This is a genomic window from Sphingobium limneticum (genome assembly GCF_008710165.1).
Taxonomy (GTDB): domain Bacteria; phylum Pseudomonadota; class Alphaproteobacteria; order Sphingomonadales; family Sphingomonadaceae; genus Sphingobium; species Sphingobium limneticum.
The window spans coordinates 298,304-318,681 of record NZ_VYQA01000003.1; the positions used below are offsets into that span (position 1 = coordinate 298,304).

At 59.6% G+C, this 20,378-nt stretch carries 22 protein-coding genes, 1 pseudogene and 1 other annotated feature; of the genes and pseudogenes, 9 read left to right on the forward strand and 14 right to left on the reverse strand.

The window, feature by feature from the left end:
- Positions 1–13: 13 nt before the first annotated feature.
- The 3 genes from F4U95_RS06135 (at position 14) to F4U95_RS06145 (ending at position 2,903) form a co-directional block, all read left to right on the forward strand.
- The gene (locus F4U95_RS06135; RefSeq protein WP_120251834.1) at positions 14–856 is read left to right on the forward strand and encodes a flagellin; all 843 of its coding nucleotides are present in this window, start codon (positions 14–16) and stop codon (positions 854–856) included.
- 127 nt (positions 857–983) lie between these two features.
- Positions 984–1,847, forward strand: a complete 864-nt coding sequence (motA, locus tag F4U95_RS06140) for a flagellar motor stator protein MotA (protein WP_150424969.1) — start codon at positions 984–986, stop codon at positions 1,845–1,847.
- A gap of 3 nt (positions 1,848–1,850) precedes the next feature.
- Positions 1,851–2,903 (forward strand): flagellar motor protein MotB, encoded by a 1,053-nt coding sequence (locus F4U95_RS06145; RefSeq protein WP_150424970.1) that lies wholly within the window; start codon positions 1,851–1,853, stop codon positions 2,901–2,903.
- A 358-nt stretch (positions 2,904–3,261) separates the two neighbouring features.
- On the opposite strand, the gene F4U95_RS06150 is transcribed toward F4U95_RS06145, so the two are convergent.
- The 7 genes from F4U95_RS06150 to F4U95_RS06180 all read right to left on the reverse strand — a co-directional run bounded on the left by F4U95_RS06150 (position 3,262) and on the right by F4U95_RS06180 (position 9,743).
- The gene (locus F4U95_RS06150; protein WP_150424971.1) at positions 3,262–4,659 is read right to left on the reverse strand and encodes a sensor histidine kinase; all 1,398 of its coding nucleotides are present in this window, start codon (positions 4,657–4,659) and stop codon (positions 3,262–3,264) included.
- Complete coding sequence (locus F4U95_RS06155; RefSeq protein ID WP_120251830.1) at positions 4,656–5,375, reverse strand: response regulator; 720 nt, start codon at positions 5,373–5,375, stop codon at positions 4,656–4,658. Before F4U95_RS06155 ends, F4U95_RS06150 begins: the two co-directional genes overlap by 4 nt.
- 120 nt (positions 5,376–5,495) lie before the next feature.
- Entirely contained in the window at positions 5,496–6,185 is a 690-nt protein-coding gene (locus tag F4U95_RS06160; protein WP_150424972.1) for an EF-hand domain-containing protein, read from the reverse strand.
- Positions 6,186–6,309: 124 nt separating this feature from the next.
- Positions 6,310–6,963, reverse strand: a complete 654-nt coding sequence (locus F4U95_RS25350) for a methyl-accepting chemotaxis protein (RefSeq protein ID WP_150424973.1) — start codon at positions 6,961–6,963, stop codon at positions 6,310–6,312.
- A 79-nt stretch (positions 6,964–7,042) separates the two neighbouring features.
- The gene (locus F4U95_RS06170) at positions 7,043–8,260 is read right to left on the reverse strand and encodes an argininosuccinate synthase (protein ID WP_093086307.1); all 1,218 of its coding nucleotides are present in this window, start codon (positions 8,258–8,260) and stop codon (positions 7,043–7,045) included.
- A 146-nt stretch (positions 8,261–8,406) separates the two neighbouring features.
- On the reverse strand, positions 8,407–9,375 hold the full coding sequence (locus F4U95_RS06175; RefSeq protein ID WP_150424974.1) for a hypothetical protein: 969 nt from the start codon (positions 9,373–9,375) through the stop codon (positions 8,407–8,409).
- A 179-nt stretch (positions 9,376–9,554) separates the two neighbouring features.
- Entirely contained in the window at positions 9,555–9,743 is a 189-nt protein-coding gene (locus F4U95_RS06180) for a DUF4169 family protein (RefSeq protein ID WP_150424975.1), read from the reverse strand.
- 103 nt (positions 9,744–9,846) lie between these two features.
- Here F4U95_RS06180 and F4U95_RS06185 point away from each other — a divergent pair, with 103 nt between their 5' ends.
- Entirely contained in the window at positions 9,847–10,845 is a 999-nt protein-coding gene (locus F4U95_RS06185; RefSeq protein WP_150424976.1) for a LacI family DNA-binding transcriptional regulator, read from the forward strand.
- A gap of 361 nt (positions 10,846–11,206) precedes the next feature.
- Here the strand turns inward: F4U95_RS06185 and F4U95_RS06190 are convergent, their stop codons facing one another.
- From F4U95_RS06190 to F4U95_RS06205, 4 genes are all read right to left on the reverse strand, one after another.
- Complete coding sequence (locus F4U95_RS06190; protein ID WP_150424977.1) at positions 11,207–11,749, reverse strand: recombinase family protein; 543 nt, start codon at positions 11,747–11,749, stop codon at positions 11,207–11,209.
- 170 nt (positions 11,750–11,919) lie between these two features.
- Positions 11,920–12,093: a hypothetical protein gene (locus F4U95_RS24565; protein ID WP_161600374.1), complete on the reverse strand. Its 174-nt coding sequence runs from the start codon at positions 12,091–12,093 to the stop codon at positions 11,920–11,922.
- A 505-nt stretch (positions 12,094–12,598) separates the two neighbouring features.
- The gene (locus F4U95_RS06200; RefSeq protein ID WP_150424979.1) at positions 12,599–12,793 is read right to left on the reverse strand and encodes a hypothetical protein; all 195 of its coding nucleotides are present in this window, start codon (positions 12,791–12,793) and stop codon (positions 12,599–12,601) included.
- 202 nt (positions 12,794–12,995) lie between these two features.
- Entirely contained in the window at positions 12,996–13,727 is a 732-nt protein-coding gene (locus tag F4U95_RS06205; RefSeq protein WP_246171512.1) for a glycosyltransferase family protein, read from the reverse strand.
- A gap of 689 nt (positions 13,728–14,416) precedes the next feature.
- Between F4U95_RS06205 and F4U95_RS06215 the strand changes: the two genes are divergently transcribed.
- Entirely contained in the window at positions 14,417–14,644 is a 228-nt protein-coding gene (locus tag F4U95_RS06215; RefSeq protein ID WP_150424981.1) for a hypothetical protein, read from the forward strand.
- A gap of 154 nt (positions 14,645–14,798) precedes the next feature.
- On the opposite strand, the pseudogene F4U95_RS06220 reads toward F4U95_RS06215, so the two are convergent.
- Positions 14,799–16,026, reverse strand: a pseudogene (locus F4U95_RS06220) (IS3 family transposase).
- Positions 15,630–15,746 (reverse strand) — a sequence feature (AL1L pseudoknot). (Overlaps the previous pseudogene by 117 nt.)
- Positions 16,027–16,186: 160 nt before the next feature.
- Here F4U95_RS06220 and F4U95_RS24570 point away from each other — a divergent pair.
- On the forward strand, positions 16,187–16,327 hold the full coding sequence (locus F4U95_RS24570; RefSeq protein ID WP_161600376.1) for a hypothetical protein: 141 nt from the start codon (positions 16,187–16,189) through the stop codon (positions 16,325–16,327).
- Between the two features lie 994 nt (positions 16,328–17,321).
- Here the strand turns inward: F4U95_RS24570 and F4U95_RS06225 are convergent.
- Entirely contained in the window at positions 17,322–17,606 is a 285-nt protein-coding gene (locus tag F4U95_RS06225; RefSeq protein WP_150424982.1) for a hypothetical protein, read from the reverse strand.
- Positions 17,607–17,684: 78 nt separating this feature from the next.
- Positions 17,685–18,020, reverse strand: coding sequence for a DUF6538 domain-containing protein (locus F4U95_RS25520; RefSeq protein WP_425505035.1), 336 nt, complete (start codon positions 18,018–18,020; stop codon positions 17,685–17,687).
- A gap of 331 nt (positions 18,021–18,351) precedes the next feature.
- Here F4U95_RS25520 and F4U95_RS06230 point away from each other — a divergent pair, with 331 nt between their 5' ends.
- The 3 genes from F4U95_RS06230 to F4U95_RS06240 all read left to right on the forward strand — a co-directional run bounded on the left by F4U95_RS06230 (position 18,352) and on the right by F4U95_RS06240 (position 20,283).
- Complete coding sequence (locus F4U95_RS06230; protein ID WP_161600377.1) at positions 18,352–19,707, forward strand: tyrosine-type recombinase/integrase; 1,356 nt, start codon at positions 18,352–18,354, stop codon at positions 19,705–19,707.
- A 190-nt stretch (positions 19,708–19,897) separates the two neighbouring features.
- On the forward strand, positions 19,898–20,068 hold the full coding sequence (locus F4U95_RS06235; protein WP_246171506.1) for a helix-turn-helix transcriptional regulator: 171 nt from the start codon (positions 19,898–19,900) through the stop codon (positions 20,066–20,068).
- The gene (locus F4U95_RS06240; RefSeq protein ID WP_211363949.1) at positions 20,068–20,283 is read left to right on the forward strand and encodes a helix-turn-helix transcriptional regulator; all 216 of its coding nucleotides are present in this window, start codon (positions 20,068–20,070) and stop codon (positions 20,281–20,283) included. The genes F4U95_RS06235 and F4U95_RS06240 overlap by 1 nt, the downstream gene beginning before the upstream one ends.
- Positions 20,284–20,378 lie beyond the last annotated feature (95 nt).

Sequence of the window (20,378 nt, forward strand, 5' to 3'; positions counted from 1 at the left end):
GAAGGACTGAGTCATGGTAGGCATCACCAACAAGATCATGCTGGCCGAGGTCCGCCGGCAACAGAAACTGTCCCAGGAACTGGTCGACGGGCAAACCGCGATCTCCACCGGGATCACGCTGAACAAGCCGTCCGACGATGCGCTTGCCTGGGTACAGGTATCGGACGTCGGCCGCGCGCAGGCGCAGCAAGCCGCCTGGAAAACCAATGTCAGCTATGGCACGGCCCGTTCCGGCAGCGCCGAAGCGAATCTGTCGGAAATCGACAATCTGCTGACGCGAGCGCAGGAATTGGTGACGTCGGCCCGGAACGGATCGCTGAGCGAGACGAACCGCACCGCGATCGTGGAGCAGATGTCGACCATCCGCACCACCATCAGTGAACTGCTGAACCAGAAGGATTATCAGGGCATATCCGTCTTCGACGATGGACAGAGCGTGCTGGTGCCCGTCAGCCGTGGCCTCAATCTGGAGGTGGTGGGGACGAGGCAGGATGTATCGACGGTCAACGTCGGTGGCACGTCGATGTCGATCGACGACATATTGGCGCAGGGTATCGCCGCCGTGCAGAGCGGCGACGATACGGCCATGGCGTCTTCGGTCACGGCCGTTCAGTCCGCGCAAGGCCACATCACGGTCGAGCAAGCCAAACAGGGTGTGCGCAGCGACCGATTGGAAGTGGTGGGCACGCGCCTGACCGACGTGGATCTGAGCCTCACCGAGAAGCGCACCAACCTGGAATCGACCAAATTGGAAGATGTCATCGCCAGGGTGAAGGCAGGCCTGTTGCAGCTCGATGCGGCGCAAACGACCTTTGCGCGGATCAACCAGCAGACGCTGTTCGACCTGATCAAGTGATCCGCCGCAAAAAGGCGCGATGGTCCTAAACCGGATGATAACCAGTCCGTATTAACCTTAAGAACGGCGTCACCACCAAAGACGCCATCGGACGACCGCCTGTGGGGCGTTTCAATCGGGGATAATCATGTTCGCAGCCATCGGCCTTGTCATTCTGCTCGTCATGGTGTTCGGCGGATTCGCCTTCACCGGTGGCGACCTTGGCCCGGTGCTCCATGCCCTGCCCCACGAAATGCTGATCATCGGCGGCGCGGCCGTCGGCGCGCTCGTCATCGGCAATAGCGGCGCGGACCTGAAGGCGCTCGGCGGTGGCCTGGGCAAGGTGTTCAAGGGCGCCAAGTACAAGAAGCAGGACTTTCTGGACTGCATCTTTCTCGTCAGCAAGCTGATGAAGACGCTGCGGGTCGAAGGGCCCGTCGCGCTGGAACCGCATATCGAAGATCCGTCCAGCTCCACCATCTTCACCGAATATCCCAAGCTGATGAAGGACAAGGCGCTGGTCCACCTGATCAGCGATACGCTGCGTCTGGTCGTCATTTCGTCCGGCACGCTCGACCCGCATGCGGTCGAGGATGTGATGGATAACGCGCTCAAGACCCATCATCATGAAGCGATCAAGCCGGCCGACAATCTGCAAGGGCTGGCGGACGCCCTGCCCGCGCTGGGCATCGTCGCGGCGGTTCTGGGCGTGGTGAAGACCATGGGGTCGATCGACCAGCCGCCTGCCATCCTGGGCGCGATGATCGGTTCGGCACTGGTCGGCACGTTCCTGGGTATTTTGCTCGCCTATGGCATGGTCAATCCGTTCGCCAACCGCTGCCGCAGCGTGATCGAAGCGGACGGCGCCATTTACCATGTCGTCAAGCAGATCATCATCGCATCGCTCCACGGTCATCCGCAGCCGCTGGTGATCGAAGCCGCCCGTTCGGGCCTGACCCATGCCAACCAGCCCGGCTTTGCCGAGGTGTTCGACGGTATGCGGGGCAAATAAGCCATGGCGGAAAAGAAGCGCGGGGCGAACGAGCCGGAACCCCGGCCAATCATCGTCAAGAAAATCATCGTCGAAGGACATGGCGGCCATCATGGCGGCGCCTGGAAAGTGGCCTATGCCGACTTCGTGACGGCGATGATGGCCTTCTTCCTGCTGATGTGGCTGCTGGGCGCGACCACCGAAAAGCAGCGCAAGGGGCTGGCCGACTATTTCACGCCGACTTTGGTGCAGATGAAGGAAAATTCGGCCGGATCGAACGGCCTGTTCGGCGGCGACAGCATGATGGCGAAGGAAAATTACCCGACCACCGGTGGTCAGGGCAATCTGGCCATCACCATCCCGCGCGACGCCAGCGGCACCAAGGATCAGGGTGGCAAGGCGACGCGCGCGCAGGACCGGCAGAAATTCGAATCGATCAAGAAGAGCCTGGAAGAGCGCATGATGCGCAACGGGCTGGGCAAGCTGCGCAAGAATGTGCGTTTCACTGAAACGCGCGAAGGTTTGCGCATCGACCTGATCGACGAGGCCGATTTTGCGATGTTCGCCATGGGGACCGACCGGCTGGTGCCGCAGGCCCGTTCGCTGATCGGCGAAGTGGCGAGCGTATTGAAGACCATGCCCAACCCGGTGATCGTGCGCGGCCATACCGATGGCCTGCCCTATGCGTCGGGCCGGACGATGAACAATTGGATGCTGTCGTCCAGCCGCGCGGAATCCACACGTCAGGTGCTCAACCAGTCGGGCATCGGCAACGACCGCTTCGCCCGGATCGAAGGCGTGGCCGACCGCGAGCCGTTCATCAAGAATGATGCCTATGACCCGCGCAACCGGCGCATGTCGATCATCCTGGGGTGGACCCGTGGCGGCGGCAAGGACGACGATGCCGAGACGCAGGATCCCGAAACCCAGGCAGCGATCAAGGAACGCGACAATCCGATGCGCGTGGCGAAGGAACAGGCGCAGAAGCTGGACATGGGCGGCACCGGCCTGCCCAGCGGCGCGGCGCTGATCAACCCCGCTGCGCCGGGCACGTCGAACAAGCCGGGCAAGCATTGATCCTACCAAGGCGGCGATGGCGACATCGCCGCCTTAACTTCGCACTTTTCCCGCCAAATGCGTAATTTTCGGTCGCAGGACGGACATTATGTTGCGAGAGGCGTGGTGCAGCATAGCTGAGGGTGGGTGGATAGGACAGATTTGCCTTATCCCTCTCCCTTGAGGGAGAGGTCTGCGCAGACTTGGCAGCTTGCTGCCTAGTCGAAGCTGGGTGAGGGGGTGTCAACCTCATGGCAGTACGCCAATCTTGCGCCAGCCCCCCTCATCCAACTTCGCCTAGGCTTCTTCGTCGCCAAGGCTTCATATCCTTCTCCCTCCGAGGGAGAAGGAACACCTGCTTCCGTTCGAAACCCGGCCTTCAGGCCGGCAGCACCAAACTTGCTTCCAGACCGCCTTCCGGCCTGTTTTCCAGGCGCAGTTCGCCCTGATGTTCGGCCATGATCGCGCGGACGAGGGCGAGGCCGAGGCCGGCGCCGCCGGTTTCGCGGTTGCGCGATCCTTCCAGACGGGTGAACGGCTCCAGCATTTCGGCCATGCGGTCCTGCGCGATGCCCGGCCCTTCGTCGGCGACGGCGATGCGGATCATGCCCGCTTCGTGCAGCACCGTCACATGGGCGCGGTCGCCATAGACGATCGCATTTTCGATGAGGTTGCGCACCGCGCGGCGGATTTGCTGCGGGCGCACGAAGGCGACGGCACGGTCGCTGTCGGCCATGTCGACGGGCGATCCCAGTTCGATGAAATCCTCCACCACGGCGTCGGCCAGTGCGGCAAGATCGACCTTCTGCGCGGCCTCCGTACTGCGGCCGGCGCGGGCAAGGGACAGAATATCTTCCAGCATGCGGTTCATTTCATCGATCGTTTCGGACATGCGGGCGCGCTCGCCTTCATCCTCCACCGACTCGGTACGAACCCGTAACGATGCCAGCGGCGTGCGCAGATCATGGCCGATCGCGCCCAGCATCCGGTCCTTTTCATCCAGCATGGCGATGATGCGCGACCGCATGGCGTTGAACGCCATGGTAAGGTCGCGCACGTCGCCGGGGCCGCGCTCGTCCACCGCATCGGCGAGGCCGGTGCGGGCGAATTGCTGCGCGGAGCCGGTGAGTTGCTTGAGCGGCCGGGCGAGACGGCTGCCGATCCAGAGCAGAGGCAGCAGGACGATGACGTAGAGGATCAGCGTCTGCCCGATCAGCCAGCCGCCAAAGCGCGCCGGGCGATTGCCGATGCGCGCTTCGGTCGTCACCCATTTGCCCGGTTCATATTCGACCGCCAGGCGCAACCGACCGACGCGCCGGTCGCGCGGCGTTTCGCCGGTGGCGCGACTGCGTATCTGTTCCCAACGGCGCATCGGCATGATGCGGCTGTCCTCCGCCGCGACGACCGAGTGCACGGTAAGGCCGATATCGTCGAACATCGCCTCCGCCCGAGCCTGCACATCCGGGCGCGGTCTGCCCTCCAGCACGGGGCGGGTCGTGGAAAATTCGACGTTGCGCCGGTCTGGGCGCTCGCGACCCTCCTCGCGCCGGTCCGGGTTGGGCGGCAGATCCGGGCGATCGGGGCGACGATCCGGCCGCACATCCAGCGCGTTGATGACGCGATAGACGACCGGCGCGGTCTGGCTGGTCAGATCGACGCGGTTGCGTTCGCGCAGCAGCAGGCCAAAATTGATCGCCTGCGCCACGAACAGCGCGATCGCCACCAGGATGATGATCTGGCCGACCAGGCTTTGCGGCCACAAACGAAGCCGCTTCACAGTTTGCGGACCTCCGCCGAGAGGGTGTAGCCCCCGCCCCATACGGTCTTGATCAGCGTAGGGTTTTTGGGATCCGGCTCGATCTTCTTGCGCAGGCGGCTGATCTGATTGTCGATCGCGCGGTCGAAGGCATTGGCTTCGCGGCCCTGGGTGATGTCGAGCAACTGGTCGCGGCTGAGCACGCTGTTGGGACGTGTGGCGAAAGCCAGCATCAGATTATATTCGGCGGTGGAAAGCGGCAGCGACACGCCTTCGCTGTCCACCAGCGTGCGTTCCTGCGTTTTCAGCAACCAGCCGGCGAAGCTGTAATTGGCGCCATCGGGCGCGGTGACACGCTGACCACCGGTGGCGACGCGGCGGAAGATCACCTTGATACGGGCGACCAGTTCGCGCGGCGAGAAGGGCTTTAGCACATAATCGTCGGCGCCCATTTCCAGGCCGACGATGCGGTCCGTCTCTTCGGTCCGGGCGGTCAGCAGGATGACGGGAATCTCGCTCGTCTCGCGGATATGGCGGCAGAGCGACAGGCCGTCCTCCCCCGGCATCATGATGTCGAGGATGACGAGGTCGATGGCGTTGGCGTTGAGCCGCACGCGCGCTTCGGACGCGCTTTCCACGGCGGTGACGCGAAACCCGTTGCGCGACAAATATTGCGCCAGCGGTTCGCGGATCGAACGCTCGTCATCGACGAGCAGGAGATGGGGTCGTTCGCTCATCTTGCCTGTCTGTCATGGGTGGAGGATGGTTGGAAGGGCGAAGGCAGGGGAAAAAGCCCCCGCCCTTCCCGGTCATCGGCACGGCGCCAGGGGAGGAACGCCGTACCGATATGCAGCATGTCAGTTGGCCGGCGGCGGCGGCGGGGCGTCATGACCCGGACCGCCCTCACCCGGACCACGGTGCCCCATGGGACCGCGCATCTGCGGGCGGGCTGCCTTCAGTTCGTCGGCGGTGACGAAGCCGTCCTTGTTGGTGTCAGCCTTGTCGAACATGGCGAGCGGGCCAGCCATGAATTCCGCCTTGGTCACGGTGCCGTCCTTGTTCGCGTCGCCGAAGCCGGGGCCACCGGGGCCAAAGCCGTGCGGACCGCGACGGCCCGGACCGCGATGCCCGCCCTTGCCCCAGCCGCGTCCGTCGGGCTTGCCGGCTTGCTCACGGCGGTCTTCCCGCTTGTCGGCGCGGGCCCGATGCCCGGCGGTAAATTCGGCCTTGCTGATCTGGCCATTCTTGTCGGTATCGAGCGCGGCGAAGCGTTCGTCCGTACGCTGCTGGCGGCGCAGATCGCGATCCTTCTGCGTCAGCTGGCCGTCACGGTCGACGTCCATTTTTGCGAAGCGGGCTTCGAGCGCGGCGGTCAGTTCCGCCTTGCTGATCTTGCCGTCCTTGTTGGTGTCGGCCATCGCCATCAGGCCGCCGCGCGGACCGGGGCCACCATCGGCGCCGGGCTGGGCGTAAACGACATGGGTAGCCGCAAGGCCGCCGACGAACAGCGATCCGACCGCGACCGTGGTGAAGAATTTGCGAAGCATCTGTGTCTTCCTTCTTAAAGGGTCTTGCTGAACGGCGGTTCGCCGTCCTTGAAACCGTTTATGAAGGCCAGTTGTCCCGAAGATATGTCAGGTCAGCGGGTGAAGTGTCGCAATTTGTATCGTTTTAGCCCGCTATAATCGCGCGGGCACGGCCGGTCGCGGCCTGGGTATCGACCGCGAGTTTCTTCACTTCCGACGCGACGACGGAGAAGCCACGGCCTGCGTCACCCGCGCGGGCCGCCTCGATCGAGGCGTTGAGGGCGAGAAGATTGGTCTGGCGGGCGATGCCGTCGATCGCATCGACGATGCTGCTGACTTCGCCCAGCACATGTTCGACCACGCTGCGGCGATCCCTTTCCTGCTGTCGCATCCGCTGTTCCGCCTCTTCGCGTGCGGCGATGGCGCGATGTTCGGCGCTGATGTCGTTGGCGAATTTGATGACGCCCGTCTGGGTGCCGTCCGGGCCGATGATGGGGTTGTAGCTGCCACGAATCCAGACATGCTGGCCGCGCGCATCGAGGCGGCAATAGGCGCCGGTGTCGAAATGGCCGGACAGGAGATGCTGCCAGAAGAGCGCATAGTCGCGCGACCGGGCATAGTCGGCATCGCAGAAGATGCTGTGATGCCGCCCCTCCACCTGATCGAAGCGATAGCCGAACAGGGCAAGAAAATTGTCGTTGGCACCAGTGACCCGGCAATCGCGATCGAAGGTTATGATCGCCGTCGAGCGATCGATCGCGCGCCAGACAGAAGCGGCTTCAAGATCAAGCCCGTGCACAGCATATCTCCATTCTGAACCATATGCCGTGCAAAGGTTAAGGCGTTGCTAACCCAATGGCCGGCAACGCCGATAGCAATCAGCGGTCGCGGCGGCCCAGCAGACGCAAACGCAGGGCGTTCAGCTTGATGAAGCCGGCCGCGTCGCGCTGGTCATAGGCGCCCGCATCATCCTCGAACGTCACGACCTTCTCGCTGTAGAGCGAATAAGGCGACTTGCGGCCCACGACATAGACGCCGCCCTTGTAGAGCTTGAGGCGAACGGTGCCGGTCACCTTTTCCTGGCTATAGTCGATTGCGGCCTGAAGCATTTCACGCTCCGGCGAGAACCAGAAGCCGTTATAGATCAGCTCGGCATATTTGGGCGCAAGTTCATCCTTCAGATGCGCGGCGCCACGGTCGAGCGTCAGCTGCTCGATGCCGCGATGGGCGAGGTGATAGATGGTGCCGCCCGGCGTTTCATACATGCCGCGCGACTTCATGCCGACGAAGCGGTTTTCGACGAGGTCGAGCCGGCCGATGCCATGCTTGCGGCCATATTCGTTCAGCGTTTCGAGCAGGGTCGCGGGCGACATGCCCACGCCGTTGATCGCGACGCCATCGCCCCGTTCGAAATCGATGGTGATATATTCGGGCGCGTCGGGCGCGTCTTCCGGATTTACCGTGCGCGAATAGACATAGTCCGGGGTTTCTTCCCACGGATCTTCCAGAACCTTACCTTCCGACGAGGTGTGCAGCATGTTCGCGTCGGTCGAGAAGGGGCTTTCACCACGCTTGTCGCGCGGGATCGGGATCTGATGCTTTTCGGCGAATTCGATCAGCTTGGTGCGGCTGGTCAGATCCCATTCGCGCCACGGGGCGATCACCTTGATGTCGGGGGCCAAGCCATAATAGCCCAGTTCGAAGCGGACCTGGTCGTTGCCCTTGCCGGTCGCGCCATGCGACACCGCATCGGCGCCCAGCTGCTTGGCGATTTCGATCTGGCGCTTGGCGATCAGCGGACGGGCGATCGAGGTGCCGAGCAGGTAGAGGCCTTCATAGAGCGCGTTGGAGCGCATCATCGGGAAGACATAGTCCTTCACGAATTCCTCGCGCAGGTCGTCGATGAAGATATGCTCTTCCTTCACGCCCATCAGGCGGGCCTTGGCGCGAGCCGGTTCCAGCTCTTCACCCTGACCGAGATCGGCGGTGAAGGTGACGACTTCGCACTGATAGGTTTGTTGCAGCCATTTCAGGATCACGCTGGTGTCGAGACCACCGGAAAAGGCGAGGACGATGCGGTTGATCTTGTCGGACATGGGCTGGCGATTCTTCCGTTAAAAAGGCGCGGTAAAGACCGGCGCGCCGGTAACAGCCGATCGCCAAAAGCGCAACATAAGCCGCACAGGAAAAGGGACGGAAGACCGATTGGTCCTCCGTCCCTTTTTTCAGATGGGGGTATGCCTTACTTGGCGGGGCGCGGACGCAGGAAGCCCGAAGAGGCCTGCTGGCCGCCGAAACGATAGACGGTCTGGCTGCGATCGGCAGCCGCAACCGGCGTGGGTTCCGCGTGCGTCGTCTGCGGCGCGGGCGCGGTGACCGAAGCGGCTTCACGCTGCGCGATCAGATATTGCGCACGACGCACACGCTTGGTGCGGGTGCGGAAAGGGTTTTCCGCACTAGGTGCAGCAGCGACCATTGCTTCCAGCTTGGCGTCTTCGGCAAGACGCGGGCTGGCCATGGCGGGACGCGAGGCGACCGGTGCGACCGTAGCCGGCATCGGGGCCACAGGGACAGGCTCCGGCGCATAAGTCGGCGCGATCGCGTCTTCCTCATCCGGGCGACGACGGCGGACCAGCGCGGCACCGCCCAGCCCCAGAAGGAGCAGCGCGCCGCCACCCAGCGCCCAAAGCAGCGCCTGATCGGTGCGCGCGGTGGTCGGCTCAGCCGGGGCAGCCGCCGGGGTCGGCGCGGCCTGCGGCTCTTGCTGCGCCATCGGCGTTACTGGCGGCGCTGCAGGAGTTGGCTCAGGCGCAACGGCAGGCGCGACCGGGGCTGGCGTGGCCAGCGTGGCAGCAGTCTGGCGTTCGACGGCGCGGGCCGGCGCAGCACGTTGTGCGGTGCGGGGCGCAACGGCAGGCGCCGCAGCCTTTTCCGCTTCGACAGCGGCAGTCGCGGCGGCGATGCGCTCGTCGATCGGCGGGGTAGCCTGAACCACCGGCTGGCTAGGCGTGAATTCCGGCGTAGCGGCCGGTGCGGCGGGCGCCGTCATGGCTGGCGCGGCCGCCGGCGCCGCTTCCGGTACCGTGAGCGGCGCGGCCGGCGCGGCGGCAGGCACGTCGACGGTCTGGGCCAGCAACGGGGTGGCAGTCAAAGCCAGAACAGCGGCAATCGCGGCCCTGGCGGGGCGGGTGGTGCGAATATTTCTAGTCATAGCAGGAGGTCAACGACTGACCACGCGATTCAACACAAGACATCCAACGGAATCGCGATGAATTGTTATAGTTCAGCGTCAGGACGATCCATATGAACAGATGTTCATTTCAATATGAACGGCACATTTACAGAACGACATGCATTATAACTTTGCACCCATATACTATAGATGGATATTTACTTCGCACCGTCTCGATCCAGCTTTACGCCATCCAGTAAAGCTGCGCGGCGGTGTTCTTCCGCACTGTCCGCCTGCCGCTGCGCCTTGGTCCGACCGAAGCGGGCGCGATTTTCCTCGGCGGTCTTCGCCTTGTCCACTCGCGCCTTGGCCTTGCGCGCCTGGCGGAGGTTGACGATGTTGGTCATGGCTGGTCCTTCGTCGCGTGCCATCCCTTGGCCATCGCGGCGCGACCATAAACTTCCGCCCCGCCTCTTGCCAACCGCCATCGGCTGTCGCCATGGTTTATCCATGACCAGCATCCACGACGTCGCCGCGCTCGCCCAGGTTTCGATCAAGACGGTATCGCGCGTCGTCAACAAGGCGCCCAATGTCAGCCCCGCCTTGCAAGCGCGTGTGGACGCGGCGATCGCGCAACTGGGCTATCGCCCCAACCAGTCGGCGCGGCGGCTGGCCGGGGGCAAATCGTTCATGATCGCCTTCCTCTACAACAACCCCGCCCCCGGCTATGTCAGCCGCATCCAGATCGGCGCGGCCTGGCGCTGCCGCGAGTTGGGCTATCATCTGGTGGTGGAGCCGATCTCGATCGGTGGCGAGGAGCGCTATGAGGTGCTGGAGCGGCTGGTCGGGGCACTGCGCCCGGACGGCGTGCTGCTGGTCCCGCCGCTATCGGACGATGAAGGGCTGCTGGCGCGACTGGCGGAGATGAAGCTGCCCTGCGCCCGGATCGCGGGGTCGGTGACGGCGGCCAGCTTCACCATCCACACGCCCGAGCGCGCGGCGGGGCGGATGGTGGCCGACCATCTGATTGGCCTGGGCCATCGCCGCATCGGCGTCATCACCCCGCCCCCCAGCCACCGCGCGGCGCTGCGCCGGGTCGAGGGATTTCGCGACGGGCTGGCGGCGGCGGGCATCGCCGTCGATGAAAGCCTGTTCGTGGAGGGGCGGTTCGATTTCGCGTCGGGCATCGAGGCAGGCGAAGCGTTGCTGGCCCTGCCCCGGCCGCCCAGTGCAGTCTTTGCCACCAATGACGAAATGGCGCTGGGCGTGCTGACGCTGGCGCATCGCATCGGCCTGCGCGTGCCGGAGGATCTGTCGGTGACGGGTTTCGACGACACGACGGCGAGCCTGACATCCTGGCCGCCGCTGACCACCGTGCGCCAACCGTTGGAGGATATGGGCCGATCCGTCATCGACGCGCTGGCCAACGGCCCGAGCGACGCACCGGAATTCCTGTTCACGCTGGTCGAGCGAGGCAGTTCGGGACCGCCTGCGGGGGATGTCGGTTAAGGCTGGAGCGGGTAGCGGGGAACTGTTGGGTGGCTTTGGCGGGCTTTCCTGAACCAGCGTCCTCCCCCATCATTTCCTCAGCATCGTAACCAGCTTTGCAGCCGATATGATTGACGATACCGGCAACGCTCTCCCCCTGATCATTGGGCAAGCATTGGGTACCAAGACGGCCTTCGGCCTCTTCGAGCGTGATGTCATATGCTGTTCTCCGTGATGTGGATCGACGGTCCCCCGAAGCATGAGCGGCCATGGTTGATCACGACGTGGCTGGACGATACCGAGCCGACGATTGGCGCCATGGTACCGGCCCGATGCTGGTGATAACCGTGGGTGTGGAGGTGGAGTCCCGATTGAACACCTATCAGGCAGCCAGTGCCCGATAGACCGATGCTCGGCAGATCCTCATCTGCTTGGCGATCGCGGCGGCACCCATGCCACCAGCCTTGAGTTCCTTGATCTTCATGGGATCAATACTGGCAGGGCGCCCGCGATATTTTCCGGCGGCCCGCGCCATCCAAACGCCCTCCACCTCGCGCTCACGCCAGATGCCTGCCTCAAAGCTGGACACGGCGGCAAGCATAGCGAGCATAAGGTGACTGGTGCTGGTGTCGGTATCGACGCCGGGCTGGTTCAGACATTTGAAGCCCACGCCCTTCTTGGTCAGCACTTCAATGATCCGGTGAAGGTCGCCGACGCTGCAGGCCAGACGATCAAGGCGGGTCACGATCAGGGCGTCGCCTTCACGTGCGAAGGACATAGCCAGCATAAGTTGCTCACGATCGGTGGTCGATCGTGCCGACACCTTCTCGAAGAAAATCTTCTCGGCCCCGGCGGCGGCCAGCGCTTCATGCTGGATATCGAGCGACTGCGACGTCGAACTGACGCGGGCATATCCGATGATCATGGGGCCTCTAGTCTCGTTTGATCCTAGACCGTTACCATGGGGCCGGGTCTGAAAATGAAATCAGGGTCTATTGATAGGGAGATCCCAGGGGGTTGAGATATCCCGCGTGATTTTACCCACGTGACACAGATTCTCATGAAGTCTAGGCGGCGTGGACAAATTCGGGATCATCAATCGTCGATCGTGACGAGTAGACACGCCCGAAACTCACCGTCCGGTGCGTTTTGCCGGTGCCAGATTTTGACGATGTGACAATAGCGAAAATAGCCATCTATATCTCGGACCAGATGTTCGCCAACACGCTGCAGGAAGTCGAACTCAGCCACGAACAGCAGCTTTTCCAAATCCTAGCCCTCAAATACTTCGACTAACGCCATCGAATCCTCCAGGCGAACATGATTGCAATGTCAGCCGGCTTCGACAACCACTTGCGTTGAGATGATTGACGTGGAACATATGGCTTCATTCAAGGCTGCTTTTTGGAGGCAAGCTTGAGCAGAGGCGATCTCACCGATGGTGGAATGGCGCATTCTGAAGGGCTTGCTGCCAATCGAGCCCGAGAACCGTGGCCGAGGCCGAGGCAGACATCCCGAGCAGAACCGCTATATCATCAACGGCATCCTCTGGCAGCTTCGATGCGGGCTCCGTGGTGTGACGTTCCGCCCACATACGGCAGTTGTAAGACTATTAATCGGCGATTCCTCCGCTGGGAAAAAGGCGGGATGGGAGGCCGTGGCGATTGACGCTCGACGAGGTCGCGGCCGACAGCGGCAATATAGCATCTACGGCACCTCAATCGGCGCACATGCTTGGGCAGCGCACTGAAAAGGGCTACGAACCCGGTACCATTCACGCCGATCTCGCAGAGCGAAAGATTGAACCCGTCATACCCGGCAGATCAAACCGCGGCTTGAAGATCGAGTATGGCCGGGGCTCTACGAGCAGCGGAGCCGCATCGAGCGCAAGTTCGGCTACCTCAAAATCAATCGGGCCGTTGCCACCCGCTAAGATCAATTGGCCAACAGCTTTATCGGAATGGTCCATATTCCCATAGCCAGTACTGCCTCAAATTTGACTATACCGTCTAGCGGTCGTTCAATAAGCAAACATGGCTATAAACGTGATAAATGATCCGACCAGCGCAGATAAAAGGAGTAATTACAGGTCCGATTTGTTGGGATTACTCATGGCCGTAACCCCTACTACCACTCGCGCGTCGAATGGTATTAGGCGAGATGATCCGCTTTTACCCAAGCCAGGGCACGGACTTCCTCTGCGCGTCATCATAAGATGCGTAAGGTGCAAAATCTTCGTTCGTCAAGAGATGCGGAGTTAGATTGTACCTGAAACAAAAATCCGCCATCTGAGCCTCTTTGGTTGTTTTCGGGAGATTCGTAAAATGCACGAGAAAGTGCTGCGACGCGCTATCGAAATGGTAAGGCCTTGTGTTAAACCTTTGATAATCTAAAATGGCTACGCGTGACCCTATCTCTTCATTTTCATTGATGTTATATACAAGCGCATCTTGATCACCATGCGTGAAAATTCCCAAGGTTTCTTGATCCCACCAAGATTGGACTTCATGAAGGTCTGTCTGCAACGCAAGTTGGATGAGCCTACGGCCATGCGCGTCATTTCTGATGAAGAAGTTACCCGAAGAAAGGAATGTCCAGCCACCAGCAGGATTCACCGGACTTGCGCAAAATATCGCACTTAGGTCTTGACACATCAATTCAGGAACGATCGTACATAAGGAAATATCTAGCTGTGTAAAGGCGGCATCGTCGTCGATCCAGAATAGCCATTCTGTATATGGTAGAGCATCCGCAACCGCCGCCAACTTGTGATAATATATATTAATCCTGTCACGACGAGGCGAGACATCGAAGAAATATCGATATCCGTGCCTATCTGCATAGGCCTTATGATTTATCATGGTCGGAAATCGGATATGGTCTGATCCGCTTAATATCGTCATCTTCAATTGTCGCCTCCTGCCTATTAAGGCCTTGCATAACTCACCTTCGCAAAACATGCGTTAGGCGTGAAGTATTTTAGCACGCTATCATGACGCTCTTCGCCTAGACTCATGTCGCCTGACTGCCTGCTAGTTGGTGGATGGCCTACACTGTAGGATCATCCTATCTGAAATCGCGCACGCCGAATGTCGCTAGATTCGAGCGCTACGGCGCGGTCCGACGCGGGAATAGCCTTAATTAGGGGTTGCGCTTGATCTGCGCGCTTAGCCCAAGCTGGATCAGTGGAGAAATTGGGCCACGCCTGTGGCAGCAATCTGCATCATTGCATGGGTGGTGACAGGACAATCTAATCTTTGTCGACGCCAGTACGCATCGCATCAATCATTAGTCGCCACACTGTGGCGGCATCGTCTTCCGCAGCAGCTTCGGAATGATCGGGTTGCACTACGCGGAAGATTTCGGCTCCGGCCTCTCGCATTGGCTGGCTCGGCTCGTGAAAAGCCTCTAGCACTGCGAGAGTCTGCGGTATACAATCTTGCCATCCGTCCTCGGAGTTGCTGTCGAGTTTGCTTAGAGCGCGAGCGGCGCGTTCGATTGGTATCATTACACAATAGTCTATTGCGACTGAAATCAGGTCAAGGGCTTTAATCATTCTTACCACCGACAGCGTTTTGCGCTGCCTTCAAACATGGACATTATTTCTGGTGAAGCTTTAAGGCGTGTGGGGGCTCATCGAGAATTGATGACGGGTGCGGGCGAGGTAAAACACGGCCTCGAAGCTTCGGTTTATTTGGCAGGCGCGCAAAGCGATGCGTTTGAATTCCTTGGGATCGCAGAAGAAACTCTTGATGAGGTGGCGCCGCCTGTACGTGTCAACATCGATTGGAATGGGTTTGGCGCATCGCGGGTACTGTGAGATGGCGACTTTTGGATCCCACTTGTTGAGATCGGTGAAATATCGTGTCGTCGAAAGCCTTGTCAGCGAGCAGTGCGCCAAACCCGTCACCGTCGATGAGTGGAGCAACGCCAACTGAACCTCGCGGGGTCTGCCGGAGGCGTTGGGTTGTGAGTCACGCTGCCATATCGAGGTCGTTTGCGGCAGCATAATATTGATCTTCAGCTTCGGCAGGCGGGATGTTGCTGATAGGCTCCAGCAGCCGGCGATGGTTGAACCAGTCGACCCATTCGAGCGTGGCGTATTCGACGGCCTCAAAGCTGCGCCACGGCCCGCGCCTCTGGATCACCTCGGCCTTGTGAAGGCCGTTGATCGTCTCGGCCAAAGCGTTGTCGTAGCTATCTCCGACGCTGCCGACCGACGGCTCGATCCCGGCTTCGGCGAGGCGCTCGGTGTACTTGATGGACACGTATTGAGACCCACGGTCGCTATGATGGATGAGGTCGCCACGATGGGCCGGCCGGCGATCATGCAGCGCCTGTTCGAGAGCATCGAGGACGAAGCTGGCATGGGCCGTTCTGCTCGCCCGCCACCCCACGATCCGCCTTGCGTAAGTGTCGATGACGAAGGCGACGTAGACGAACCCCGCCCAGGTCGCGACGTAGGTGAAGTCCGACACCCACAGCATGTTCGGCGCTGGCGCATAGAACCTGCGATTGACGTGATCGAGCGGGCACGGCGCAGCCTTGTCGCTGACCGTCGTGCGAACCGGCTTGCCCCGGATTACACCCGCCAAGCCCATCTCGCGCATCAACCGCGCGACCGTACAGCAGGCGACCGTAAAGCCCTCCCGCATCATCTGCCGTCAGACCTTGCGTACGCCGTAGACCGCGAAGTTCTCGGCGAACACGCGTGCAATCTCGGGCTTGAGAGCCGCATCCTGTCGTGCCTGCGTCGACAGGCGTGTTGGATCCTGCTGCTTCGCGACGCGCTCGTGGTAGGTGGATGGGGCGATCGGCAGAACACGGCAGATCGGCTCGACCCCATAGGCATCGCGGTGATCGTCGATGAAGGCGACCATCGCCGGAACGGGCGGTCGAGCTCCGCCTGCGCAAAATATGCCGACGCCTTGCAGAGAATCTCGTTGGCCTGCCGCAACTCGCGGACTTCGCGCTCCAGCGCCTTCACCTTGTCCGCAACTTCGGTCGGGACACCAGCACGCTTGCCGCTATCGACCTCGGCCTTTTTCACCCACTCAAATAACGTCTGCGGAACACAGCCGATCTTCTCTGAGATCGAAACGATGGCAGCCCAGCGTAAGAAATGATCAGCTTCGTGGTCCAACACCATCCGCCCCCCCGCTCGCGGACCTCAGGCGCAAATTTGTTCGTCGTCTTGTTCATACAGGCTCCACCTTCTCAAGAGTTGGAGCCTCCGGCAAACCCGGCGCGGTTCAGTCCGGTTGAGCAAAGCCCGTTCATTCATCGTTGACTTTTTGGCCTCATATTGGGAACTTAATGGAATCAAGAAAGATTGATAATATATAACGGCAGGAGAGATTGGATGACTGATTTGCGTCAGCGGCTTGGTTGGTGGGATCGTGTTACCATTGCGGTGATCGGCTTTTTCCTGGCCATTACTATCAGAATTTTTATGGGCCGAAACACCTGGCACAGCGATGATCTCGAATATCATTGCCTCTGATGGTCAGTGGGGTGCTCTCCGTAATCAACCCAGCCGACCCCATATCTCATTGGCGTGCTGATCATTTCGCATCTGCGACGGCGATCGGATGAAAGTTGGCACTTGTAGTAAATTTTAACCAGTTCCATTTAAAATACGTTGTGCAACAACGGTAAAATATCTGGAATTGCCACGTTGCATGTGTATTCATTCCGCAGATTGGCCTCCGAAAAATCAACAGGCAGGCGATAAAAAATCCTAGCATTAGGTGGCGTGGGCAAATTCACTAGAGATTCCCAATGCCAAGGAGGTGCGAGACATTCTCACCATTCTCGGTGAGGTAAATGGCTATGTCCGTAATAAGCGATGGCCCGGCGTCCTTGGTGCCGAATACATTGCACAACGGTTGTAGCCATCTGTTCTTGGGAATGGGGATCAAGGAGTCGCTTCCTGTCGAAAGTTCGTTGAGTTGACTCTCGGTGATAAATAGCAAGCTTTTGATTAACATCCTTCAGTCATAGCGCGGCACTATTTAGCTGAGTTAGAAAAACGAGTACGCACCCTCGTTTAACGTATTGAGAATATAGATTGAAGGGTTGCAATCTAACTACATCTTGAATTGTTAGTCAATATTGGGAACCGCGCACAGAATACGATTGGCGCGGCACGAAAGCATCGATTCAAGACTGCTTTTCGGAGGGTGGCTTGAGCGGGGGCGATCTTATAGAAGCGGAGTAGAGCATTCTAGAGGGCTGTTGCCGATAAAGCCTGAATCAGCTACGTCGAGTTGACATATTTCATTCAATCGCGCGCCAGATAGCAGCCCCAACAGCGCTATCCAATATCGTGCGCCGGTCGCGATGGTCGAACCCGATACCGCACAACCGGCCTGCTCATCCTTGCAGCCGGAATATACCGGGGCTGAGGAAATCCATTGAAGTTGCTGGAGAGAAAGCGGCCGCCGCCGATCTTGAGGATGAACGACATGTGCCAGTCGCAAGCCTTTGGACGGATTTCAGCTTAGATATTCTTCGGCAACAGCCCAGTTGAGCATCCTGGCGAAGCGAGCCATGTAGCCATTGATATTCGTTGGGTTAATCGTTTTGACTTTCGCGTCGGATTTCCCAAGCGCCGCTGTTTCCCGTTCGGCGAGATGGCCATAAATTTTGCTAAATTTCACGGGCAGCCAACGAAGCGTTTCGAACGGATCACGACAAGTTTCCCGAATAATATCAGAGATCGAGGTTGAGGCACCGATGACATCCTCGACGAACCGGCACTTTGTTTGATGAGCCAGCATTGTTCGCGCGTACCTTCGGCGCGTCGGATCATCGATATATCGCTGGTAAATAGCAGAAAATTTAGGCGCAGCAGGACGCTATTCCTCTCTCGATGACGACATCGCAGGCTCACTACTCACGGATGCAATGGATGACAGCCCCGTCTGTGCCACGAAGCAGGTATTATCATTCGAAGCGAGCAGACTCTTCTCGTATCGCAACCCGGCTACGCGACGTCGTTCTTCAAACATTACATCGATCTCAGCCGCGACGCGTCGACTCTGCCTGATCGCTATAGAGGGACTGTCCTTGCGCAGCGATCTCTTCACATGGCTGCACCCAAAATCCTCCCTTAGATCCACCGGGACGCGCACCCAAAACTGGAAGGTCGATCCTCGTAGCGACAGTCCGCGCGGCCATCGTTTGTGACCCACGGCTGCGAGGAATATCTCGTTTTTTATGATGTTAAATCGATTTTCGACGGGTCAATGTAACCCACCTGTGTGTCCCAAACACGCGAAGTGACCCGCTTTTGAGCAGGTTTTCGTTGATTTTCAGGGGTTTGAAGAGTGCTGGAGCGGGTAGCGGGGATCGAACCCGCATCACAAGCTTGGAAGGTTTGAAATATTCCCCCTGCATGATCGGCCATAATTCTACAAGCTTGAGAAATCCGTTTGTTTTACGATGCCTTCACCGCCTATGGTTGGAATGGAAATGACGGTATAGGCCATGGCGTGCTTATCCAGTGCTTATCTGGAAGGTGTGATGAAAGCGAAGTTGACCAAGGAATTCGTTGACAGGCTGGAGCCTGATCCGGACCCCAAGAAGCGCCTTACCGTCTGGGATACCGAGCTCGCGGGCTTCGGTGTCACCGTTACTCCACCCGGCGTCCGAGGCGGTGGAGTGAAGTCTTATATAGTCCAGTATCGACCCGGTGGTAGCGCGAAAACGAGACGGGTCACAATTGGACGGCATGGTCCAGAATGGCAACCAAAAGCGGCGCGCGAGGAGGCGGCGGAAATCCTTCGGATGCGGCGCAAGGGCATAGATCCCTTCGAGGAACGCGCCAGGCAAAGGCTGGCAGAACAGCAAGCGCAAGATGAAGCTGGCGTCGCCAAGAAGATCGCAAACGATCGAGCCTACAATCAGTTTTCAGAGCGATTCATCGCGGAATATGCGAAACCGCACCAGCCGCGCAGTTGGGAAGGAACTGAGAGAGCGCTACGCGACATTGGTAGGTTGTTTAGCAATCGCCGTATCGACGAGCTGAAGCGCGATGAGATCCGCATTGCGCTCGCCAAACTTGTAGAGCGAAGTCCATCGGCGGGGATCGCAGCCCATAAGGCGCTCCGGAAGCTGTACAACTGGGCCAACGCTGAGACGATTTTCACCTGGAACCCAATGAAGGACATGCCCGCCCCGGCGGAGACGACTGTACGCGACCGGGTCCTGAGCGGGCCAGAGTTGAAAATCATCTGGCGAGCCGCACTGGCAATGGGCTACCCCTTCGGCACCATGTTTCAGCTGCAGCTCGCTACTGGATTGCGAATTCGCGACGTGGCCAACCGCAAGTGGGGCCAGTTTCAGCTAGACAACGAGGCGATCCTTATTCCCGCTGCCGAGATGAAGCGGCCGAAGTCAGACAAGCGCGGCGATTTTCTCGTTCCTTTGAATGAGTATGCAATGAGGGTCGTGGAAATCCTTCCCCGTATCGCCCCTCCCGCCGGCACCGTGATCGCGGAAGATGATCGGCCGATGTTCACATCGAAAGGCGTTAAGCCTGTCGCCGGGTTTAGCGCGGCAAAGGCCGATTTGGATGCCATGGTCGAGGAAGTTCACGGTTCGCCCCTGCCCCATTGGACCAGCCATGATTTCCGTCGGACGATGGCGACTGTGATGCAGGCACTGGGCATTGCATCCAGCATCATTGACCGGCTTCAGGACCACAGAGACAGGGACTTGTCGAAAACGGCGCTCCACTATCAGCACTGGGATTTCTTCGAAGAGAAGTGCGAAGCCGCAGAACGCTACGGTGAATATCTTTGCGGTGTGCTGGACGATGACCCGAGGTACGTCGACCAGGTGCGCAAGGTGGAATTCAGGCTACGCCAGATTCCATAACCGAGGCTTCCGTGGCGTCTGAATTTATTTGTTGACACGCTAGGAAGTGAATATTTTTGTCATTTAACTCATTGATATAATAAGATTATTTACGTCGATTCAACCGTCTATGAGGCATTGCTAGACAGCATGAGCACCCTTGAGACGGAGTGGTCAAAGCATGGACGGAAATGTTGTTAAGCTATTGCGGATGCCGGAGGTTCTCGACCGCGCCGGCATTTCGCGTCCCACCCTGTACCGAATGATTTCCGCAGGCAAGTTCCCGCAGCCTGTCAAGATCGGCGAACGGGCCACCGGCTGGATCAATCGAGAGATCGACGCCTGGGTGGAAGGGCGGATTGCGGATCGGGGAGATGCCTGATGGATACATCAAGCCTCGCTGAATACATGTCTGTGCAAGACGTGGCGGCGTACACCTCGCTCACGCCTGACTTCTGGAACAAACTGCGTTGCGACGGAGGCGGCCCCCGTTACTTCAAAATCTCAGCGCGAGTAGTCCGGTACCGGCGCAGCGATATCGACGATTGGATGGTCGAACGGGCGCGCCTGTCGACCTTTCAAGAGGCGCCCCAGTGATCGCGCGGGCCTCGCCAAAAGAAATGGCCCCCGCCGGCAAGCAAGGGGCCATCTCCATCATGATTTTCGACAACGCCAGATCCTACCCCAGCCGA